Below are 17,432 nucleotides of genomic sequence, written 5' to 3'. Positions count from 1 at the left end.
CTACATCACGCGCCCGAACCACCACAGCGACAGCAGCGCCGCGCCGGCGGCCAGCACCGCGCCGAGCGCGGCGAACAGCGCGGTGATTTCCGCCTGCTCGGTCTTGCCGAGCGTCAGCTTCGCGTTGATCGCGCGATAGACCTGCTTCAGCCTGGCGGCATCCTCGAGCCGGAAGTATTCGGCCCCGGTGATATTGGCGACCTCCTTCAGTACCGCCTCGTCCAGCTTGACGCGTGCCGACCAGCCGTCGGCGGACAGTACGACGCCCTGGGTCGTGCCCACGCCCACGGTAAAGACGCGCACGCCGTAGGTGGCCGCCAGCTCGGCGGCCTGCACCGCGGTCGGGCCGGCGTTGCTTTCCCCATCGGAGAACACGACGATCGCGCCGGCCGCATAGGACCCCGGACCAGCGGGGGCCTCGGGGTCGGCGGAATTCGCCGCCCCCTGCGCAGGACCCGGCGCGCCGAACGGGCTGCCCGGTGGGCCGCCCTTTTTCAGCGGCGAGGCGTCGCCCTCCATCAGGCGCGCGGCATCCTCGGTCGCCTGCGGGCGCAGCGCCGTCAGCGCGATCAGCAGCCCGTTGCCCAGCGCGGTGCCGCCCTGCGGCTGCAAGCGGTCGATCGCCGTGGCCACGTCCTGCTTCCTGCGGCTCGGCGCCTGGGCGACGGCCGATGTCCCCGCCATCGCGACAAGGCCAACGCTGACGCCCGCAGGCTTGGCCTCCAGCAGCCCTTTGGCGGCGTGCTGAGCGGCGCGCAACCGGTTCGGCTGAACGTCCTTCGCGCGCATGCTGCCCGACAGGTCGATGATCAGCATCACAGTCTCGATGCGGGACGGCAGCACCATCAGCGCATGCGGGCGGGAGATCGCAACGATCAATGCCGTCAGCGCAAGCAGGATCAGCACCGGGGACACGTGCCGGCGCCAGCCCGCGACACTGCGGTTGGCGAAGCCGACCGTCTTCAGCGCCGGATAGTGGACCGCCGTTCGCCGCCGGCGCGCGTCCAGCCACAGGTAGGCCAGGGCCAGCAATGGAATCAGCGCGAGCAACCACAGCATCCTGGGCCACAGGAAGCTGATAGCGGGCAGCCGGCTGATCGCGTCGCTTACGCCGTCCATGCGGCCCCCTGCTTCACTGCCGCCTTCGATGCACCCTTCACCGTCCCCTTCGCCGTGCCCTTCGCCGTGCCCCGCCGGTGACGGCGCTGCCGGGAAAAATCCAGCAGCGCCAGGTCCAGGCGCGCGTCGGTCGACAGCGTCAGGCAATCGACGCCGGCGCGTGCGAACCCCAGCCGCAGTTCTTCCTCGCGCGCCTGCGCGGCCGCCAGGAAGCGCTTGCGAAAGGCCGGATCATGCGTATCGACGAACATCTGCTCGCCGGTCTCGGCGTCCTGCAGCACCAGCAAACCCAGGTCGGGCAAGGCTTGCTCCAGTGGATCGACCAGCCGTACAGCGATGACCTCATGACGCCTGGCCAGCATCGCCAGCGAAGCCTGCCAGCCCGGGTCGCTGATGAAATCCGAGACGACGAACAGAACCGAACGGCGCCGGGCCACCGCCCGCGCATGGTCGAGCAGCCCGCGCAGCCGGGTGTGGCCGGGCGAGGCGGCGGGCGTCGCATGCATGCGGTCGAGCAGATGCAGCAGCTGCCGGCGACCGGCGCGCGCCGGCACCACCGACGCCGTCATGTCGGCCGCGCCGTTGTAGAGCACGGCGCCGACGCGGTTGCCATAGCGCGTCAGCAGCAGCGCCATCACGGTGGTGAAGTCGCTCAGCAGATCGCGCTTGCGGACCTCGCCCGAGCCGAACTCGACGGAGCCGCTCAGATCGAGCAGAAACCAGACCGCGATCTCGCGATCCTCCTGGAACATGCGCACATGCGGCGTCTGCAGCCGCGCGGTCACGTTCCAGTCGATGTGGCGGACGTCGTCGCCGGCCTGGTACTCGCGCAGGTCGGCCAGGTCCAGTCCGAAGCCGCGAAACAGCGTCCGGTAGTCGCCCTGCAGCATGCCGTCGAGGCGCCGCACGACGGTCCACTCCATCCGGCGCAGCAAGGCGTCGGTACGGCTGGCGGCGACCCCGCGCGGCGCGCCCCGCGTGGTGGCCTTGTCGGAGGCGGGGTCCGGGCCGGACCGGCGCCTAGCGCGCAGCCGCCCGAACATGGGATTCCAGCGGACGCTCGGGCACCGGCATCGCCTGCACGATGCGGCCGATCAACGCATCGGCGGTGACGCCGTCGGACATGGCCTCGTAGGACAGCGACAGCCGGTGGCGCAACACGTCCGGCACCAGGTCGATGACGTCTTCCGGCACCGCATAGTGCCGGCCGCGCAGCAGCGCCAGCGCACGCGCGCCTTCGATCAGGCCGATGGTCGCGCGCGGACTGGCACCGAAGGTCACGTAGCGGTCCAGATCGTCGAGCCCGTAGCTGGCCGGCCGGCGCGTGGCCGACACCACGCGCACCGCGTACTGGATCAGTCCCGGATCGACATAGACGTTGCGGCATTCCTGCTGCAGCTCGGCCAGCTGCTCGGGCGTGGCGACCGGGCTTACGTCGATCCGCGGACCGGTGACGCGATTGACGATCACGACCTCCTCGTCCTCGCTCGGATAGCCGACCAGCACCTTCATCATGAAGCGGTCGACCTGCGCCTCCGGCAGCGGATAGGTGCCCTCGGTCTCGATCGGGTTCTGCGTGGCCATGACGAGGAAGGGCATCGGCACCCGGTGGGTCTCGCCGGCGATGGTCACCTGTTTTTCCTGCATCACCTCGAGCAGGGCGCTCTGCACCTTGGCCGGCGCGCGGTTGATCTCGTCGGCCAGCAGCAGGTTCGCGAAGACCGGCCCGCGCACCGTGGAGAACTCGCCGGTGCCCTGGTGATACATCCGCGTGCCGACCAGATCGGCGGGCAGCAAGTCCGGCGTGAACTGGATCCGCTTGAACGTTCCCCGCATGGTTCTGGCCAGCGTGTTGACGGTCAGCGTCTTCGCCAGCCCGGGCACGCCCTCCACCAGCAGATGGCCGCCGGCAAGAATCGCCACCAGCACCCGTTCGAGAAAGTGGTCCTGTCCCACCACCACGCGCTTGACCTCGTACAGCAGGCGTTCCATCAGGTTGGCGGTCTCGATGGCGTCCCGGGCTTGGTCGTTCATGGGCCTGTCGCTCCGATCTGGAAGGTCTGGAAGGCTAGAAGGGCGAAGCGCCGACGGAACCGCCCGCGCTTTCGATCGTGATGGCAAAACCGATGCCGAGGAAATTGCCGCTCTGGTTGGGATTGAGGATGGCGGTAACGATGCCGACCACCTCGCCCTTCATGTTGACCAGCGGCCCGCCCGAGTTGCCTGGATTGGCGGCGGCGTCGAACTGGATCAGCTTGTCCAGCTGCTGCTTCTCGTCGGGAGATACGAACTGGCGGTCGAGCCCCGACACCACGCCGGCCGTCACCGACGGGCCGATGCCGAACGGAAAGCCGACCGCCACCACTTCGCTGCCCGGCGCCAGTTCGCGGCTGGAGCCGAGCGTCGCCGGCGGCAGGTCGTCGGGAATCGATCTGGGCTGCAGGATCGCGAGGTCCTTTTCCGGCACGGCCTGCAGCACGGTGGCCTCGGCCGTATGCCCGTCGTGGAATCGGACCTCGACGCGGCGGGCGCCGGCGACCACGTGGTAGTTGGTCAGGATCACGCCGCTCTCGGTGACGACGACGCCGGTGCCGATGTGCCGGCCGTCGGGCAAGGCTTCCGGCGCGCCCTTCTCTGCGTGGGGACCCGGGGTGCCGGGCGTGCCGGGCGTTCCTGGCGATTTGCCCTTGGCGGTTTCGTCGCGGGGCGGGCGTTTGGCGGGGGCGGACGATTCGGGCGGCTTGCCGGGACGATCGCGCCCGGCCTTGTCGGCACGCGATTTTGCCGCGGGGGCTTCGGCGGCCGGATAGCTGCGGACCTCGACCACCGACTGGCGGATCGCCTCGGCGGCGCGCGCGGCGCGCGACGGCAGATCCTTGTTGTGCAGCGTGTGGAGCACGGCGGAATCGATGTCGGATTGCGTCAGCGCCCGCTGTTTCGGCTGCAGCAGCCAGGCGGAGCCGACGCCCGCGGCGAAGACGAGTGCGATCGCCGCCAAGGCTGTTCCGTAGATCGTCACCCGTTTCATCGCTGCCTCGAGTTCACGCGTCGGAAACTACAGTACCATCGTTCTTAACCACGCGCCAAGGAGCAGGGCATGCAGTTTCTCTGGCCTCAAATGCTCTGGCTGCTGCTCGTGCTTCCCGTGCTGGCAGCGGCTTACTTCTACGTGCTCGCCCGGCGCAGAAAGGCCGCCCTGCTGTACGCCAGTCTCGCGCTGCCGCGCGCGGCGCTCGGTCCGAGGCAATGGCTTAGGCGCCACCTCCCTCCCCTGCTCTTCCTGCTGTCGCTCGGTACCGCGTTGCTCGCCTGCGCGCGTCCCAGCGCGACCATCACGCTGCCGGCCGACACCATCACGCTGGTGCTCGCGATGGACGTCTCGCGCAGCATGGAGGCGACAGACGTCGCACCGACCCGCCTCAGCGCGGCGCAGCAGGCCGCCACCAATCTGGTCACCGGGCTGCCGGCCAACGTGCGGCTTGGCATCGTGTCATTCGCGGCGACGGCCTCGGTGGTGCTCAGCCCGACCGACAACCGGCAGGACATGCTCGAGGCGATCGAGCGCTTCCAGCTCCAGCGCGGCACCGCGACCGGAAGCGGCCTGATCGAAGCGCTTGCCGTGCTGTTCCCGGACGATGGCATCGACCTGGAGTCCGTGTTGTTCGGCAGCGCATCGGAGCTGATGGAGAACCAGGGCCGATCGCTGGACGAATCGGCGGCCGCCGAGGCCGCCCGCAATCGCGAAAAGCGCGCGAGGCGCGACGACCGGCCTGCGGCGGAGCCCGGCTCCTATCGGCACGGCGCGGTGATATTGCTCAGCGACGGCCGCCGCACCACCGGCCCCGATCCGGTCATCGCGGCCCGCATGGCCGCCGAGCGCGGCGTGCGCGTCTATACGGTCGGCTTCGGCTCGCAGGATGGCGGGGCCGCCAGCGGTTCGACCATGTCTTACTACATGCAGCTGGACGAACCGGCCTTGCGGGCGGTGGCAAAGATCACCGGCGGCGAATACTTCCACGCAGGCTCCGAGGCGGACCTGAGCCAGGTCTATCGCCAGCTCAGCACGCGGTTTGCGCTGGAGCGCAGGGAGACCGAGATCGGCGCGCTGTTTGCTGGGGCCGCGGTGCTGCTGCTGGTGGCGGCGAGCGTGCTGTCGGTGCTGTGGTTCCGGCGCTGAAGCCTGGGTCGTGTAGACGAAATGGTAAGACTCGGGACCTTTTGTAGATGAATTGGTAAAGGGAGTAGAGAAATTGGTAAGTTGGCACGGCACCGTCCCATCAGGTCTTGTCAAGCCCGATACCTTCGAGGGCACGACGCCCCATAGATGAAACGGTAAGTCCGAGGGCAAAAAATAGATATTCTGGTAAGTCGAGTAGAAGGTTTGGTAAGCTGCCGCGAGCAAACCGCCCAAAGTTGCATCGCAAAATATGGCACTTACATCACTCGGTTACATGGCGCTGGTCCAGAAGTTCGATCTGCGCGTGCCGCCGCTGCGCTCGACGTACGAGCTGGCCGACAAGACAGGCGTGTTGACTCGGCACACTGGCCCCTATGGCACCACTCGTGTGATTTACCCGCGAAACAGGTACCGCGGCGGCGACTCGATCGTCGATCACCTTTTCTTTGCGCTGAAGAAGGAACAGTTGGACCTGACTGTCCTGGCGGCACTGTTCGAGCACCCGGAGGCCATCGAGGCCGTGCAGGAATGGCTCCGAGCCGCGCCCACGTCGCGCTATGCCCGATTGAGCGGTTTCTACGCCAAATGGTTGGCTGGAGCCCAGTTCGACTACAACGTGCCTTCCGGCGCGCCCCGCATTCCGGCGCTCGACGAACGCGCGTATATCACCGGCCCCGTCAAGAACGATACCCAGTTCGGCGTCCAGAACAACCATCTCGGACCGCCTGCATTCTGTCCGGTGGTGCGACGCACCGACGAACTCGCGGCCTGGATCGCGTCTGACCTGCCAGACAAGGTCGCCGCGGCGATTGAGCGCCTTGAGCCAGAGGTGCTGGCCCGGGCCGTCGACTATCTGTATCTCGCCGAAACCCGTTCGACATACTCGATCGAGAGAGAGGTGCCCGATAACCAGCGCGTGGCGAAATTCCGTCGATTGCTTCAGTTTGCCGGCGCACCTGGACCTTTGACCGAGGACCAGCTATGCGAATGGCAAAACGAAATCATCTCGGGCCCGCGTAGCGAGTATTCGTATCGCGACAGGCAAAACTGGCTTTCGCGCGGTGGCCGCATGCGGAATATGGCGGACTATATTCCTCCGAATCCCGAGCAACTTGACGCAATGATGGAAGGCATTTCGCAGGTGGCCAGCCTGATTCAGACAGGGACTGTCCATCCCATCGTTGTGGCTGCCTGCGCATCTTTCGGCTTCGTGTTCGCTCACCCCTTCTACGATGGCAATGGGCGTCTGCACCGCTTCCTGATCCATCACCTGCTCCGGCAGGCCGGGGTCACCCCGGAAGGCGTCGTCCTGCCCATATCTGCACGCATGCTCAAGGAGATCGACACCTATGCCGGCTTGCTGAAGGCGTACTCGGCACCGCGCACCGCACTGCTCAATTACGCATTGGACGCCGACAGCGACACGATTCTGATCAAGTCGCCTCAACCGTATTGGCTGTATGCGTCGTTCGACGCGACTGCGTTGTGCGAGTTTGTGTTCAGGTGTATCGAGCAATGCGTCGAGCACGATCTGGCGCAGGAAATCCAATACCTGCGAGCCTACGACGCCAGTCTAGAGCGCATAGAAGGCTGGCTTGATCTGCCACAGTCGCGGCTTTCCAACCTGATCGATCTCATCGTGCAGAACCACGGAGAATTGTCGAAGCGAAAGCGCAAGCTGTTCGAAGACCTGACCCACGATGAAGTCGAACGGATAGAAAGCATCGTCCGGGACGAGTTCGACGAATACCTCAACACCTTCGGGCAGTCAGGCTGATACGCACCATCCCCGTCGGCCATGCGGCCACGGCGCTCCCCGCTAAGCCGCCAGCCGATACTCGAAGAACGGCCGCTCGCGGTCATCCAGGATCGCGTACAGCGCGGCCAGATTGGCAGGGTCCGGGTTGAGCCACGCGTCGACGTGCTGCGGCTTGATCGGAATGACGCAACGGTCGTGGCCGGCCGCGGCGACTTCGGGCGGCGGCTCGTCGGTGATCGCCGCGAACGAATAGAGGTCCGGTTCGCCGGCCTCGCCCTTGTGTCGCGACCACAGGCAGGCGATCAGCAGATCCTGCGGCGGATCGGGACGGAACTCCAGCACGACGCTCTGCTCCTTCTCGTCCGGACCGAGTTCGCGGTGCTCGAGCCGATGCCGGGCCACGTGTTCGTGAAAGGCGCGGATCGGCAGGATGCCGTGGCGGTAGCCGAACAGTTGGCGCCATGCCGTCTCGAGATTGTCGCGGCGTGCGTTGTACGTCCCGGGCTTTTTTCTTTCCATCGACACGTCCCAGCCGGGCAGCCGGCAGCGGTAGCGCATCGGCACGATCGTGCGCCGGCCGTCCACCTCGATCATCACCGGCGCGTAATAGCCCGGGAAAATCATCGCGTCCTCCGGGGCGGGCGTGGCGCGTTGCAGGTCGGCCAGGTTCTGCTGCAGCCGGGCGATCTTGTCGGCGGCGATGCGCTGCTCGTTCTCCGCCTTGCGGGTCGGCCGCCCGGCAAGCGCGCGCTCGGCCTCCGCCAGGCGGGTCCGCTGGCGGAACAGCTCCGCTTCGAGCGCGTTGGCCTGTTCGCGGTCGCCGGCGGCGATCAGCGCGGCCAGCTCGCGCTCTTCGGGGTCGCCCTCCTCGCCTCCCCCGCCGCCCTGCGCGAAGGCGACTCGCATCGCCTTGGGCAGCTTCTGCCACTCCTGGTCCTTGCGCTTTTGCCAGAACAGTTCGAAGAACTGGCGAAGGCCCATCACCGCGCCGTACTGGCGCGTGAACTTCCTGAAGTCGGCCTTGATCTGCGCGGCGTAGCACATCGGACTCTCCCTTTGGCGCTCACGAGTACACCATCGTCGCAGCCATCGCAGGGAGCGGACATCGGTATTGAGCCGAGGCAGCTCGATCCCGCCTATAATACTGTACATTCATACAGTATGGTTTCCCGATGGAACTGCTCACCAAGCTGGAGATCCTGGCGGACGCGGCCAAATACGACGCCTCCTGCGCCAGCAGCGGCGCGCCGAAACGGGATTCGCTCGGCAAGGGCGGGCTGGGCGCCAGTACCGGGGCCGGCATCTGCCACAGCTTCACGCCCGATGGGCGCTGTGTTTGGCTGCTCAAGATCCTGCTGACCAACTTCTGCCAGTACGACTGCCAGTACTGCGTCAACCGGCGCTCGAGCAACGTCCCGCGGGCCCGCTTTTCGCCGCGCGAGGTCGTCGATCTGACGCTGGACTTCTACCGGCGCAACTATATCGACGGCCTCTTCCTCAGCTCCGGCATCATCCGCAGCGCCGACTACACGATGGAGCAGCTGGTCCAGGTGGCGCGCTCGCTGCGCGAGGAACACCAGTTCCGCGGCTATATCCACCTGAAGACGATTCCGGACGCCGATCCCCGGCTGATCACGCAGGCGGGCCAGTATGCGGACCGGCTCAGCGTCAACATCGAGCTGCCCACCGACGGCGGCCTGCAGCGGCTGGCGCCGGAGAAGAATGCGCATACGATCAAGCGCGCCATGGGGTCGATCCGGCTCGCCCAGGAAGAGGCGGAGAGCGACAAGTCCGCGCCGGGCCGCGCGCCGGCCGGCCAAAGCACGCAGATGATCGTCGGCGCGGACGAGGCCGATGACCGCACGATCCTGCAGACCGCGCAGACGCTTTATGGCGCCTACAAGCTGAAGCGCGTGTATTACTCGGCGTTCAGCCCGATTCCCGACAGTCCCTCCGGCCTTCCCGCGCAGGCGCCGCCGCTGCTGCGCGAGCATCGCCTGTATCAGGCGGACTTCCTGATGCGCGGCTACGGCTTTCAGGCCGAGGAGCTGTTCCAGTCCGCCGGCGACCTCCCGCTCGACATCGACCCGAAGCTGGCCTGGGCGCTGGCGCATCGCGAGTCGTTTCCGGTCGACCTGAACCGTGCGCCGCAGGCCTTGATCGCCCGCGTGCCCGGCATCGGCATGCGCAATGCGAAGCGGCTGGTGGAGCTGCGCCGCTCGCGCGCGATCCGTTATCAGGACCTGGTGCGGTTGCGCTGCGCGATGGACAAGATCAAACCGTTCATCGTGGTGCAGGACTACCGGCCGGCGCAGGCGGACCGGCCGTCGGAGCAGTTGCGGCGGGCGCTGGCCGCGCCGCCCGTGCAGCTGGCGCTGCTATGAGCGGCGCCAGCTCGCCGGTACTGGTGGTCAACGGCGGCTACGCGGGTTGGCGTGCGCAAGCCTTGCGCGCGCTGGCGGCCGGTTGGCCGCCAGAGGCCGTCACCTGGGTGGAGCGCGGTTCTGCAGCGTGCACGGGAACGGAACAGCTGAGGCTGCTCGATGCCGACGCCGCGCCACCTTCCGGCGATGGCGAGCCGTCGGCGCAGCGCCAGGACACCGCCGGCGCCGCCCCGGCGATCCGCGTATCGAAGGCGTTGGCCGCCCTGCTGCAGCAAGCCGCGCGCTACCGCTCGCCGCAACGCTGGGCCTTCCTCTATCGGGTGCTGTGGCGATGGTGCCAGGGCGATCGCGCGGTGGCCTCGCCCGCCGACGAAGACGGCGCGAGGCTGCACGCGATGGCCAAGTCGGTGCGGCGCGCCCACCACGACATGATTGCCTACGTGCGGTTTCATCGGCGCAGCAATGGCGGGAGCCCGGAATACCTGGCCTGGTACGAGCCCGAGCACGACGTGCTGGCCGACGCCGCCGACCACTTCGCGCGCCGCATGGGCGGCTCGTCGTGGTGGATCGGCACGCCGCAGGGCGCGGCGCTCTGGGACGGGCATACGCTGCAGTTGTCCGAGACACCGGCCAGCGGGGTGGCCGGTGCGGTGGCCGGCATCGATGTCGACGCGCTGCGCGAAGGCGCCAGCGCCGACGACATCGAGCCGCTGTGGCTGGCCTATTACCGCAGCATTTTCAATCCGGCCCGCCTGAACGAAGCCGCGCTCGAGCAGCACATGCCGGTGCGTTTCTGGAAGGGGCTGCCGGAGGGCCGCCTGATACCGGCGATGATCGCCGACGCCCGCAACGGCGCCCGCCGCGTCGCACAGGCTGGCGCGGTCGGCACGATGAGGGGCAAGCCGGTCGCGGTGAATCCCGAGGACGCGCAGCCGCTGCGCCCGGCGCCCTCTTCGCTGGACCAATGCCGCCGCTGCGAGCTGTGGCGCCATGCGACCCAGGCCGTGCCGGGCCACGGTCCCCAGACGGCCCGCATCATGCTGGTCGGCGAACAACCGGGCGATCAGGAAGATCTCGCCGGGCGCGCCTTCGTCGGGCCGGCGGGCAAGGTGCTGGACGAGGCGATGCGCCGGGCCGGCGTGCCGCCCGATTCGGTTTACGTGACCAATGCGGTCAAGCATTTCAAGTGGATCGCCCGGGGCAAGCGGCGCCTGCACAAGACGCCGGCGCAGCGCGAGGTCGAGGCCTGCGCCCATTGGCTTGACGAGGAACGGGCGCGGGTACGGCCCTCGGTCATCGTCACGTTGGGCGCGACCGCGCTCGGCGCGATGCTGGGCCCCAAGGCCAGTCTGCGCGACCACCTGAACGCGCCGGTGCGGCTCGGCGACGCCTGGCTGGTCGCCACCTGGCACCCGTCCTATGCGTTGCGGGTCGATGACGCCGGCAAGCGCGAGGACATCGTCTCGGCGATCGCCCAGGCCATCGCGAAAGGCCGCGAACTCGCCGCCGCCGCGGTTACTCCGCCATCGCCGCCATCGCCGCCGTCGCCTTCTCCCGCAGGAAGGCGATGAGGGTCGTCACGGCCCGCGTCTGGTAGCGGGCCGGCATATACAGCAGATACATCGTGGTCCGCAGGAAGGCCAGGTCCCGCGGCGGCAGCGGCAGGCGAACCAGCGTCCCGGCCGCCAGATCCGTGGCCACCATGTATTGCGGCACCAGGCCGACGCCGATCCCCTGCAGGATCGCGTCGCGCAAAAAGAAGAAGTTGGCCGACATCAGCCGGGGGCGGATATGCGGCCGGGCGCCGGCGGTTCCGCCCAGTCCGGCCAGTTGCAGCCGCTCGCCGGTCAGCTCCGAGGTGATCAGCGGCAGGTCGCGGAACTGCGCGAGCGAGCCCGGCATGCCGACCTCGCGGGCCAGCTCCGGCGTCGCGCAGGCGACATACTCGATGTCCCCCAGGCTGTGCGCCACCGCATTGGTCGGCGTCTCGCCCATCACGCGGATCGAAAAGTCGACCGCGCCCTTGATCAGGTCCTCGATGTCGTTGTCGAAGATCACGTTCAGCGTGATGGCCGGATACCTCCGCATGAACTCGATGAACCAGGCTGACATCGTGTGCTGGCCGAAGCCGCTCGGCACGGCGAGTCGCACCGTGCCGCTGAGCCGCTTGCCCAGGCTCTGTACGGATTCCCGCGCCGCCAACAGCTCGCGCCGGATCGCGCGGCCGTGTTCGTAGAGTTGGCGGCCCAGCTCGGTGGGCTCGAGCTGGCGGGTACTGCGCCTGAGCAGTTCCGCGCCCAGCTGCCGCTCGAAATGGTTCAGGCGCTTGCTGACGTTCGCCCGGCTCATCCCCAGTTGCCGGGCGGCCCGGCTCAGGTTGCCGGCGTCGATGATATCGACCAGCAGAGACAGCGCGCTCAAATCCATTGTCAACTCCGAGGTGTCAGGTATGGTGATTACCCGTTGCAATTGTCAAACTTTATCAACATATAGACAATCTGCGCTGACCAAGAACACCGGATCGTCCCCGGGGAGGGGACGCTGACCATGCATCATGAAAACAATGCCGCATCGCTGCCGCTGGCCGGCGTGCGGGTACTGGACCTGTCGCGCGTGCTGGCGGGGCCGATGTGCGCGATGGCGCTGGCCGACCTCGGCGCCGACGTCATCAAGGTCGAACACCCGGCCCGCGGCGATGACACCCGCGACTGGGGCCTGCGCATCGGCACGCGCAATACCTCGTACTTCAACAGCGCCAACCGCAACAAGCGCTCGATCACGCTGGACCTGCAAAGCGAAGCGGGCTTGAAGCTGGCCCGCGAGCTGGCCGCGCGTAGCGACGTCGTGATCCAGAACTTCAAGGTCGGCGGCGCGGAAAAGCTGGGCCTGGGCTACGAACAACTGGCCGAGCGCAATCCCCGGCTGGTGTACTGCTCGATCTCCGGCTACGCCCGCTTCACGCCCGAGGCCGAACGGCCAGGCTACGACCTGGTCGTGCAGGGAGAGGCCGGCGTGATGGCCACCAACGGCGAAGCCGGCCAGGGACCGCTGAAGTTCGGCGTGGCCGCGGTCGACATGTTCACCGGCATGTATTCGGCGCAGGCGATCCTCGCCGCGCTGTATGCGCGCCAGTCGAGCGGACGCGGACGCCATGTGCAGATGGCCCTGTACGACTGCGGCCTGATGATTACCTCGTACTACGGCATGGAGGCCCTGCTGCAGGGCGGGGATCCGGCCAAGTTCGGCAATGCGCATCCGTCGATCGTGCCTTATGGCGTGTTCGATGCCGCCGATGGCCCGCTGGTGATCACCGTCGGCAACAACGGCCAATTCCAGCGGTTCTGTCGCGACGTGATCGGCCGGCCCGAATGGGCCGAGGACGAGCGCTTCGCCACCAACACCGCGCGCTCGCGGCATCGCGATACGCTGCTGCCGCAGCTGCGCGAGGCGCTGCGGCAATTCACGCGGGCCGAACTGCTGCAGCGCCTGACCGTCGCGCAGATCCCCTGCGGCGAGGTGCTCGGCATGTTCGACGCGCTGCAGTCCGAGCGCACCGCCCAGGCCGGCCTGCTGCATCGCTACGAGGACAGCGAGGCGGGTACCCAGTCGGTGCTGGCGCCGCCGTACGCCATCGACGGCCGGCGCATGCCGGTGCGGATGCCGCCGCCGCACATGGGCGAACACACCGAGCAGGTATTCAAGGAACTGCTGCAGCTCGACGACGGCGCAATCGCGGATCTGCGATCGCGCGGCGTCATCTGACGATCGAAATTCCCAATCGACGCTCTCAATAGACGGAGACAACAACATGACCAAGCTGACCCTCAGCCGCCGCCAGATGCTCAAGGCCGGGGCCGCCGCCTCGATGGCAGCGATGATGCCCGCCGCGTTCGCGCGCAACGGCTGGCCGGACAAGATCATCAAGATGGTGGTGGCCTTCCCCGCCGGCGGCCCGACGGACACCGCCGCGCGCATCGTCGCGCAGAAGCTGTCCGAACGGCTGGGGCAGCAGGTCATCATCGAGAACAAGCCCGGCGCCTCCGGCTCGATCGGCACCGCCGGCTTCATCAAGAGCGCGCCCGATGGCTACAACCTGTCGATGTTCGGCATGCCGGCGCTGCTGGCCCCGTTGATGTACAACAACAGCGCGTACGACGTGAAGAAGGACTTCCAGTCGGTTGCGACCGTCTACGTGCTGCCGATGGCCATCGTCATCAACCCGAACGTGGTACCGGGCGTGGAGACGCTGGCGGACCTGATCCGCTTTGCCAAGGCCAGCAAGACGCCGCTGAACTACACCAGTTCGGGCACCGGCAGCTTCGGCCATCTGGCGATGGAGCAACTGAAGGACCTGGGCGGCTTCGACATGATGCACGTGCCCTACCGCGGCAGCGCGCCGGCCGTCGCCGATCTGCTCGGCGGCCAGGTCGGCACCATGTTTGCCGACGTCGTAGCCGCGCTGCCGCATATCCGGGCCGGCAAGCTCAAGGCGATCGCCCTGAGCTCGCCCAATGCCAAGGTGCTGCTGCCCGGCGTGAAGACGGTGTCCGAGCAGGGCTTCCGCGGCTTCGACTTCGATTCGTGGGGCGGCCTGATCGCGCCGCTCAATACGCCGCAACCGATCGTCGACCGGATCGCCAGCGAAACGCGCGACATCCTGTCCAACGACAAGGAACTGCAGCAGAAGCTGGTGACGGCCGGTGCCATTGCCTCGTTCCAGGACGGCAAGCAGATGCAGGCGCGGCTGAACAAGGACTACGATCGCTGGAGCGCCATCGTCAAGGCGAAGGGCATCAGCGCGACGTAATTGCGCCCCGGCCCGTCGGCGGATGGCCTCGCGCTGATAGAATCGCTCCGAACTTGCTATCCGGACTCGCTATCCGAACCGTAAATGGGCTTTGAAAAACTCGCCGCACTGAAAGCCGAACTCGCCAGGCAACGGGAGGGCTCGCGCCGTCCCGCCGAACGACGATCCGACGCACGCCGCCCCGCCAAGGAGGCGACGGCCCCTCAGGGCAAGGCCAAGTCGCAAGACGAGGGACAACATCGTCAGGGCAAGGCACCGGCACGCGACAAGGCGGTACATGGCGGCACCAAGCCTGGTGGCGTTGGCACCGGCGCCGGCAAGCCGCAGCGCAAGGCGCGCCGGGAGCCGGCAGCCGCCCGGCGCACCGAAGAGCCGGTCGATCCGACCGTGCGCAACATCTGGAAGCTGCAGAAGCAGTTCCCGCTCGCGTTCCCCAAGGCGCCGGCCGCCAAGCTGCCGTTGAAGATCGGCATCTACGACGATCTGCTGCCGCATGCCGCGGCATTGCAGATGACAGAGCAGGAGCTGCGCGACGCCCTGAAGCAATGGTGCCGCGGCAGCCGCTACTGGGCGTGCCTGGCCGAAGGCGCGCCGCGGATCGACCTGGCCGGCGCGGAAGCGGGCCAGGTGTCGGCGCGCGATGCCGCTCGCGCGCGGCATCTGGAGCAGCTGCGCAGCCGGCGCGCGAAGCCATCTTCCCCGGCACCTGCCCAGGCTTCGCCAGCGGACGCCACGGAAGGCACGCCACCCGTCGCGGACGGCGAGCGGACAGACCCTGCCTGACCGCGACGGTCGCTGTCTCGCACGGATGTTTGCCGCAGCCATCGCTGTTCATTACCTCGATTCACCTCGCAGCTGAGCGCCGCAAACATTCCCCCCGGTTCACCGTCAATCCCGGAACCGCTCATGCGGCCGGCAGCGGAAACGCCAGCTCCAGCACCGTCAGCCCCGGCCGGCTCGAAACCGTGGCCCGCCCGTCGTGCAGCCGCATGATCGAATCGACGATGGCCAGGCCCAGGCCGGTCGACTGCGCCGAATTGCTGCGCGCCGGATCGCCGCGGTAGAAGCGGCCGAAGATATGCGCCAGCCGTTCGGGCGGGATGCCGGCGCCGCCGTTGGCGACGCGGATGCGGGTCGCTTCGCGCTCGGCGCTGACGATGACCGAGACCCGGCTGCCCTGCGGCGCATGGCGCAGCGCGTTGTCCAGCAGATTGGTCAGCGCGCGGCGCAGCAGGGTCTGGTCCGCGCGCACCGGCGCATGCCCTTGCAGCGACAGCGAGATCGCGCGCTCGGCGGCCACCGCCTCGAAGTACTCCGCCACGGCCTCGACCTCGGCGCGCGCATCGAGCGTGCGCGGCGCCAGCGCGACCTGCGCGTGATCGGCACGGGCGAGGAACAGCATGTTCTCGATCATGCGGGACAGGCGGTCGTACTCTTCGAGGTTCGATTCGAGCAGCGCCTCGTATTCTTCGACATTGCGCGCCTGGGCCAGCGTGACTTCGGTCTGCCCGATCAGATTGCTCAGCGGCGTGCGGAAATCGTGCGCCAGGTCGGCGGAGAACTCGGACAGCCGCGAGAAGCTGTCCTGCAATCTGGCCAGCATGCCGTTGAAGGCGTCCGCCAGCTCGCGCAACTCGCTCGGCGCGGTGCCCGCATCGAGCCGCGTCGCCAGCCGGCTCGTCGTGACGGCCGACGCTTCCTCCGCCATCCTGCGCAGGCCGCGCAGTCCGCGGCGCGCCAGCAGATAGCCGAGCGCGGCGGCGGCACCGCTCGCGCAGACCGTCGCCCAGAACACATGGAACTGGTAGTCGCGCATCAGCACCGCGCGATAGCCCGCGTCACGCAGCACGACGATCTCCACGGTCTCGTCGCTGTCGCCGAGCCGGCCGAGCGCGGCGATCGCGCGCGACGGCACGCCATTGCGCGGATACCAGGTCTGCAGCATCGAAGGTTCGGGATGCACGTCGGCTGGCACGGCCGTCAGCGGCGGCACCACCTCGTGGCGAGGATTCAGTGTCACCAGCGGTTCGCCCTGGCGGCTACGGACCAGCAGGATCAGGCCCTCGTGGCCGAGCGCGATATCGGCAAACCGGTGCGTCCCCTCGCGCACGGCCCGCTCCGAGTCCACCTCCGACAACAGATGGCGGACCAGCACCACCTCGCCGACGAGCTCGGCCTCGTCCCGTTCCTGCAGCTGGGTCGACAGCGCTGAGGCGAGATAGGTGCCCATCGCCGCCATGATCGCGGCGGCCAGCGCGCCGAAGGCCAGCGCCATCCGCGCCGTCAGCGATTGCGGAAGCAGGCGCGTGCCCAGCGACTTCGCGATGGCCACCATGGCGCTACCGCGCGATATCGTCCAGCACGTAGCCCATGCCGCGCCGCGTGTGGATCAGCTTGGCCGGGAACGGATCGTCGACCTTGGCGCGCAGCCGCCGGATCGATACGTCGACGACGTTCGTGTTGCTGTCGAAGTTCATGTCCCACACCTGCGAGGCGATCAGCGAGCGCGACAGCACCTCGCCGCGCCGGCGCGCCAGCAGATGCAGCAGCGCAAACTCCTTGGAGGTCAGCTCGATCTTCTGTCCCGAACGCGTGACGCGCCGGCGAACGGCATCGATGCGCAGGTCCGCCACCTCGATCCACTCGTTCTCGCGCACGGGGCCGCGGCGCAGGATCGTGCGGATCCGGGCGACCAGCTCGGCAAAGGCGAACGGCTTGATGATGTAGTCGTCGGCGCCGAGCTCGAGCCCCTTGAGCCGGTCGGCCAGATCGTCGCGGGCGGTCAGGAACAGCACCGGCGTGTCCTGGTCGCGCCGCAGCTCCCGCAGCATCTGCCAGCCGTCCATGCCCGGCAGCATCACGTCCAGCACGATCAGGTCGTAGGGGTGCGCGCGGGCGTGCGACAGGCCATCGACGCCATCGCGGGCAAGGTCCACGACGAAGCCGGACTCGGTCAGGCCCTTGTGCAGATAGGCCCCCGCCTTCGGTTCATCCTCGACAATCAATACACGCATCGACATTCAACGAATCGCCGGACCGCCGGCAAGACGGTAACGGTACCGCAATCCTGGCGCTCACGGCCGAACATGACAAATTTGTCATGTCGTCGTCAGACTGCAGCGGCCGGTGACAACCGTCGACCCGATGGCCGGGGTCCACGCCGGGATCGCATCGCCGATGGCATCT

General features: G+C 67.8%; 15 protein-coding genes. 7 read left to right on the top strand and 8 right to left on the bottom strand.

The genetic code is table 11. The features are described 5' to 3' along the window. The 4 genes from LRR16_RS06085 to LRR16_RS06070 are packed head-to-tail and all read right to left on the bottom strand — an operon-like array spanning position 1 to position 4,147. Positions 1–1,119 carry a VWA domain-containing protein gene (locus tag LRR16_RS06085; RefSeq protein ID WP_064575256.1) on the bottom strand — a complete coding sequence of 373 codons (1,119 nt, stop codon included), beginning with the start codon at positions 1,117–1,119 and terminating at the stop codon, positions 1–3. Further along, positions 1,107–2,162: a DUF58 domain-containing protein gene (locus LRR16_RS06080; protein WP_232205172.1), complete on the bottom strand. Its 1,056-nt coding sequence runs from the start codon at positions 2,160–2,162 to the stop codon at positions 1,107–1,109. Before LRR16_RS06080 ends, LRR16_RS06085 begins: the two co-directional genes overlap by 13 nt. Next, positions 2,140–3,153 (bottom strand): MoxR family ATPase, encoded by a 1,014-nt coding sequence (locus LRR16_RS06075; RefSeq protein ID WP_023264310.1) that lies wholly within the window; start codon positions 3,151–3,153, stop codon positions 2,140–2,142. The genes LRR16_RS06080 and LRR16_RS06075 overlap by 23 nt, the downstream gene beginning before the upstream one ends. A gap of 34 nt (positions 3,154–3,187) precedes the next feature. After that, positions 3,188–4,147: a S1C family serine protease gene (locus LRR16_RS06070; RefSeq protein ID WP_232205171.1), complete on the bottom strand. Its 960-nt coding sequence runs from the start codon at positions 4,145–4,147 to the stop codon at positions 3,188–3,190. Between the two features lie 69 nt (positions 4,148–4,216). Here LRR16_RS06070 and LRR16_RS06065 point away from each other — a divergent pair, with 69 nt between their 5' ends. Together LRR16_RS06065 and LRR16_RS06060 are read left to right on the top strand one after the other, a co-directional pair. Beyond that, positions 4,217–5,296, top strand: coding sequence for a VWA domain-containing protein (locus tag LRR16_RS06065; RefSeq protein WP_232205170.1), 1,080 nt, complete (start codon positions 4,217–4,219; stop codon positions 5,294–5,296). 250 nt (positions 5,297–5,546) lie between these two features. Beyond that, positions 5,547–7,073: a Fic family protein gene (locus tag LRR16_RS06060; RefSeq protein WP_232205169.1), complete on the top strand. Its 1,527-nt coding sequence runs from the start codon at positions 5,547–5,549 to the stop codon at positions 7,071–7,073. Between the two features lie 42 nt (positions 7,074–7,115). Here the strand turns inward: LRR16_RS06060 and LRR16_RS06055 are convergent, their stop codons facing one another. Continuing rightward, positions 7,116–8,099, bottom strand: coding sequence for an SOS response-associated peptidase family protein (locus tag LRR16_RS06055; protein ID WP_232205168.1), 984 nt, complete (start codon positions 8,097–8,099; stop codon positions 7,116–7,118). 128 nt (positions 8,100–8,227) lie between these two features. Here LRR16_RS06055 and LRR16_RS06050 point away from each other — a divergent pair, with 128 nt between their 5' ends. Both LRR16_RS06050 and LRR16_RS06045 read left to right on the top strand, forming a co-directional pair. Beyond that, positions 8,228–9,439: a putative DNA modification/repair radical SAM protein gene (locus tag LRR16_RS06050; RefSeq protein ID WP_232205167.1), complete on the top strand. Its 1,212-nt coding sequence runs from the start codon at positions 8,228–8,230 to the stop codon at positions 9,437–9,439. After that, positions 9,436–11,010: a UdgX family uracil-DNA binding protein gene (locus LRR16_RS06045; protein ID WP_232205166.1), complete on the top strand. Its 1,575-nt coding sequence runs from the start codon at positions 9,436–9,438 to the stop codon at positions 11,008–11,010. Before LRR16_RS06050 ends, LRR16_RS06045 begins: the two co-directional genes overlap by 4 nt. Here the strand turns inward: LRR16_RS06045 and LRR16_RS06040 are convergent. Next, complete coding sequence (locus LRR16_RS06040) at positions 10,955–11,866, bottom strand: LysR family transcriptional regulator (RefSeq protein ID WP_064575243.1); 912 nt, start codon at positions 11,864–11,866, stop codon at positions 10,955–10,957. The two genes, LRR16_RS06045 and LRR16_RS06040, sit on opposite strands and share 56 nt — an antisense overlap. A gap of 120 nt (positions 11,867–11,986) precedes the next feature. Between LRR16_RS06040 and LRR16_RS06035 the strand changes: the two genes are divergently transcribed. The 3 genes from LRR16_RS06035 to LRR16_RS06025 all read left to right on the top strand — a co-directional run bounded on the left by LRR16_RS06035 (position 11,987) and on the right by LRR16_RS06025 (position 15,029). After that, on the top strand, positions 11,987–13,201 hold the full coding sequence (locus tag LRR16_RS06035) for a CaiB/BaiF CoA-transferase family protein (protein ID WP_232205165.1): 1,215 nt from the start codon (positions 11,987–11,989) through the stop codon (positions 13,199–13,201). Positions 13,202–13,247: 46 nt separating this feature from the next. Then, entirely contained in the window at positions 13,248–14,246 is a 999-nt protein-coding gene (locus LRR16_RS06030) for a tripartite tricarboxylate transporter substrate binding protein (RefSeq protein ID WP_232205164.1), read from the top strand. Between the two features lie 84 nt (positions 14,247–14,330). Next, positions 14,331–15,029 carry a ProQ/FinO family protein gene (locus LRR16_RS06025; RefSeq protein ID WP_064575238.1) on the top strand — a complete coding sequence of 233 codons (699 nt, stop codon included), beginning with the start codon at positions 14,331–14,333 and terminating at the stop codon, positions 15,027–15,029. Between the two features lie 121 nt (positions 15,030–15,150). On the opposite strand, the gene LRR16_RS06020 is transcribed toward LRR16_RS06025, so the two are convergent. Together LRR16_RS06020 and LRR16_RS06015 are read right to left on the bottom strand one after the other, a co-directional pair. Further along, positions 15,151–16,581: a heavy metal sensor histidine kinase gene (locus LRR16_RS06020; RefSeq protein WP_232205163.1), complete on the bottom strand. Its 1,431-nt coding sequence runs from the start codon at positions 16,579–16,581 to the stop codon at positions 15,151–15,153. Between the two features lie 4 nt (positions 16,582–16,585). Beyond that, positions 16,586–17,260: a heavy metal response regulator transcription factor gene (locus LRR16_RS06015; RefSeq protein ID WP_006576095.1), complete on the bottom strand. Its 675-nt coding sequence runs from the start codon at positions 17,258–17,260 to the stop codon at positions 16,586–16,588. Positions 17,261–17,432 lie beyond the last annotated feature (172 nt).

The organism is Cupriavidus sp. UGS-1, from assembly GCF_021213615.1.
Classification (GTDB): domain Bacteria; phylum Pseudomonadota; class Gammaproteobacteria; order Burkholderiales; family Burkholderiaceae; genus Cupriavidus.
This window is presented reverse-complemented; position numbering and strand designations above follow the sequence as displayed.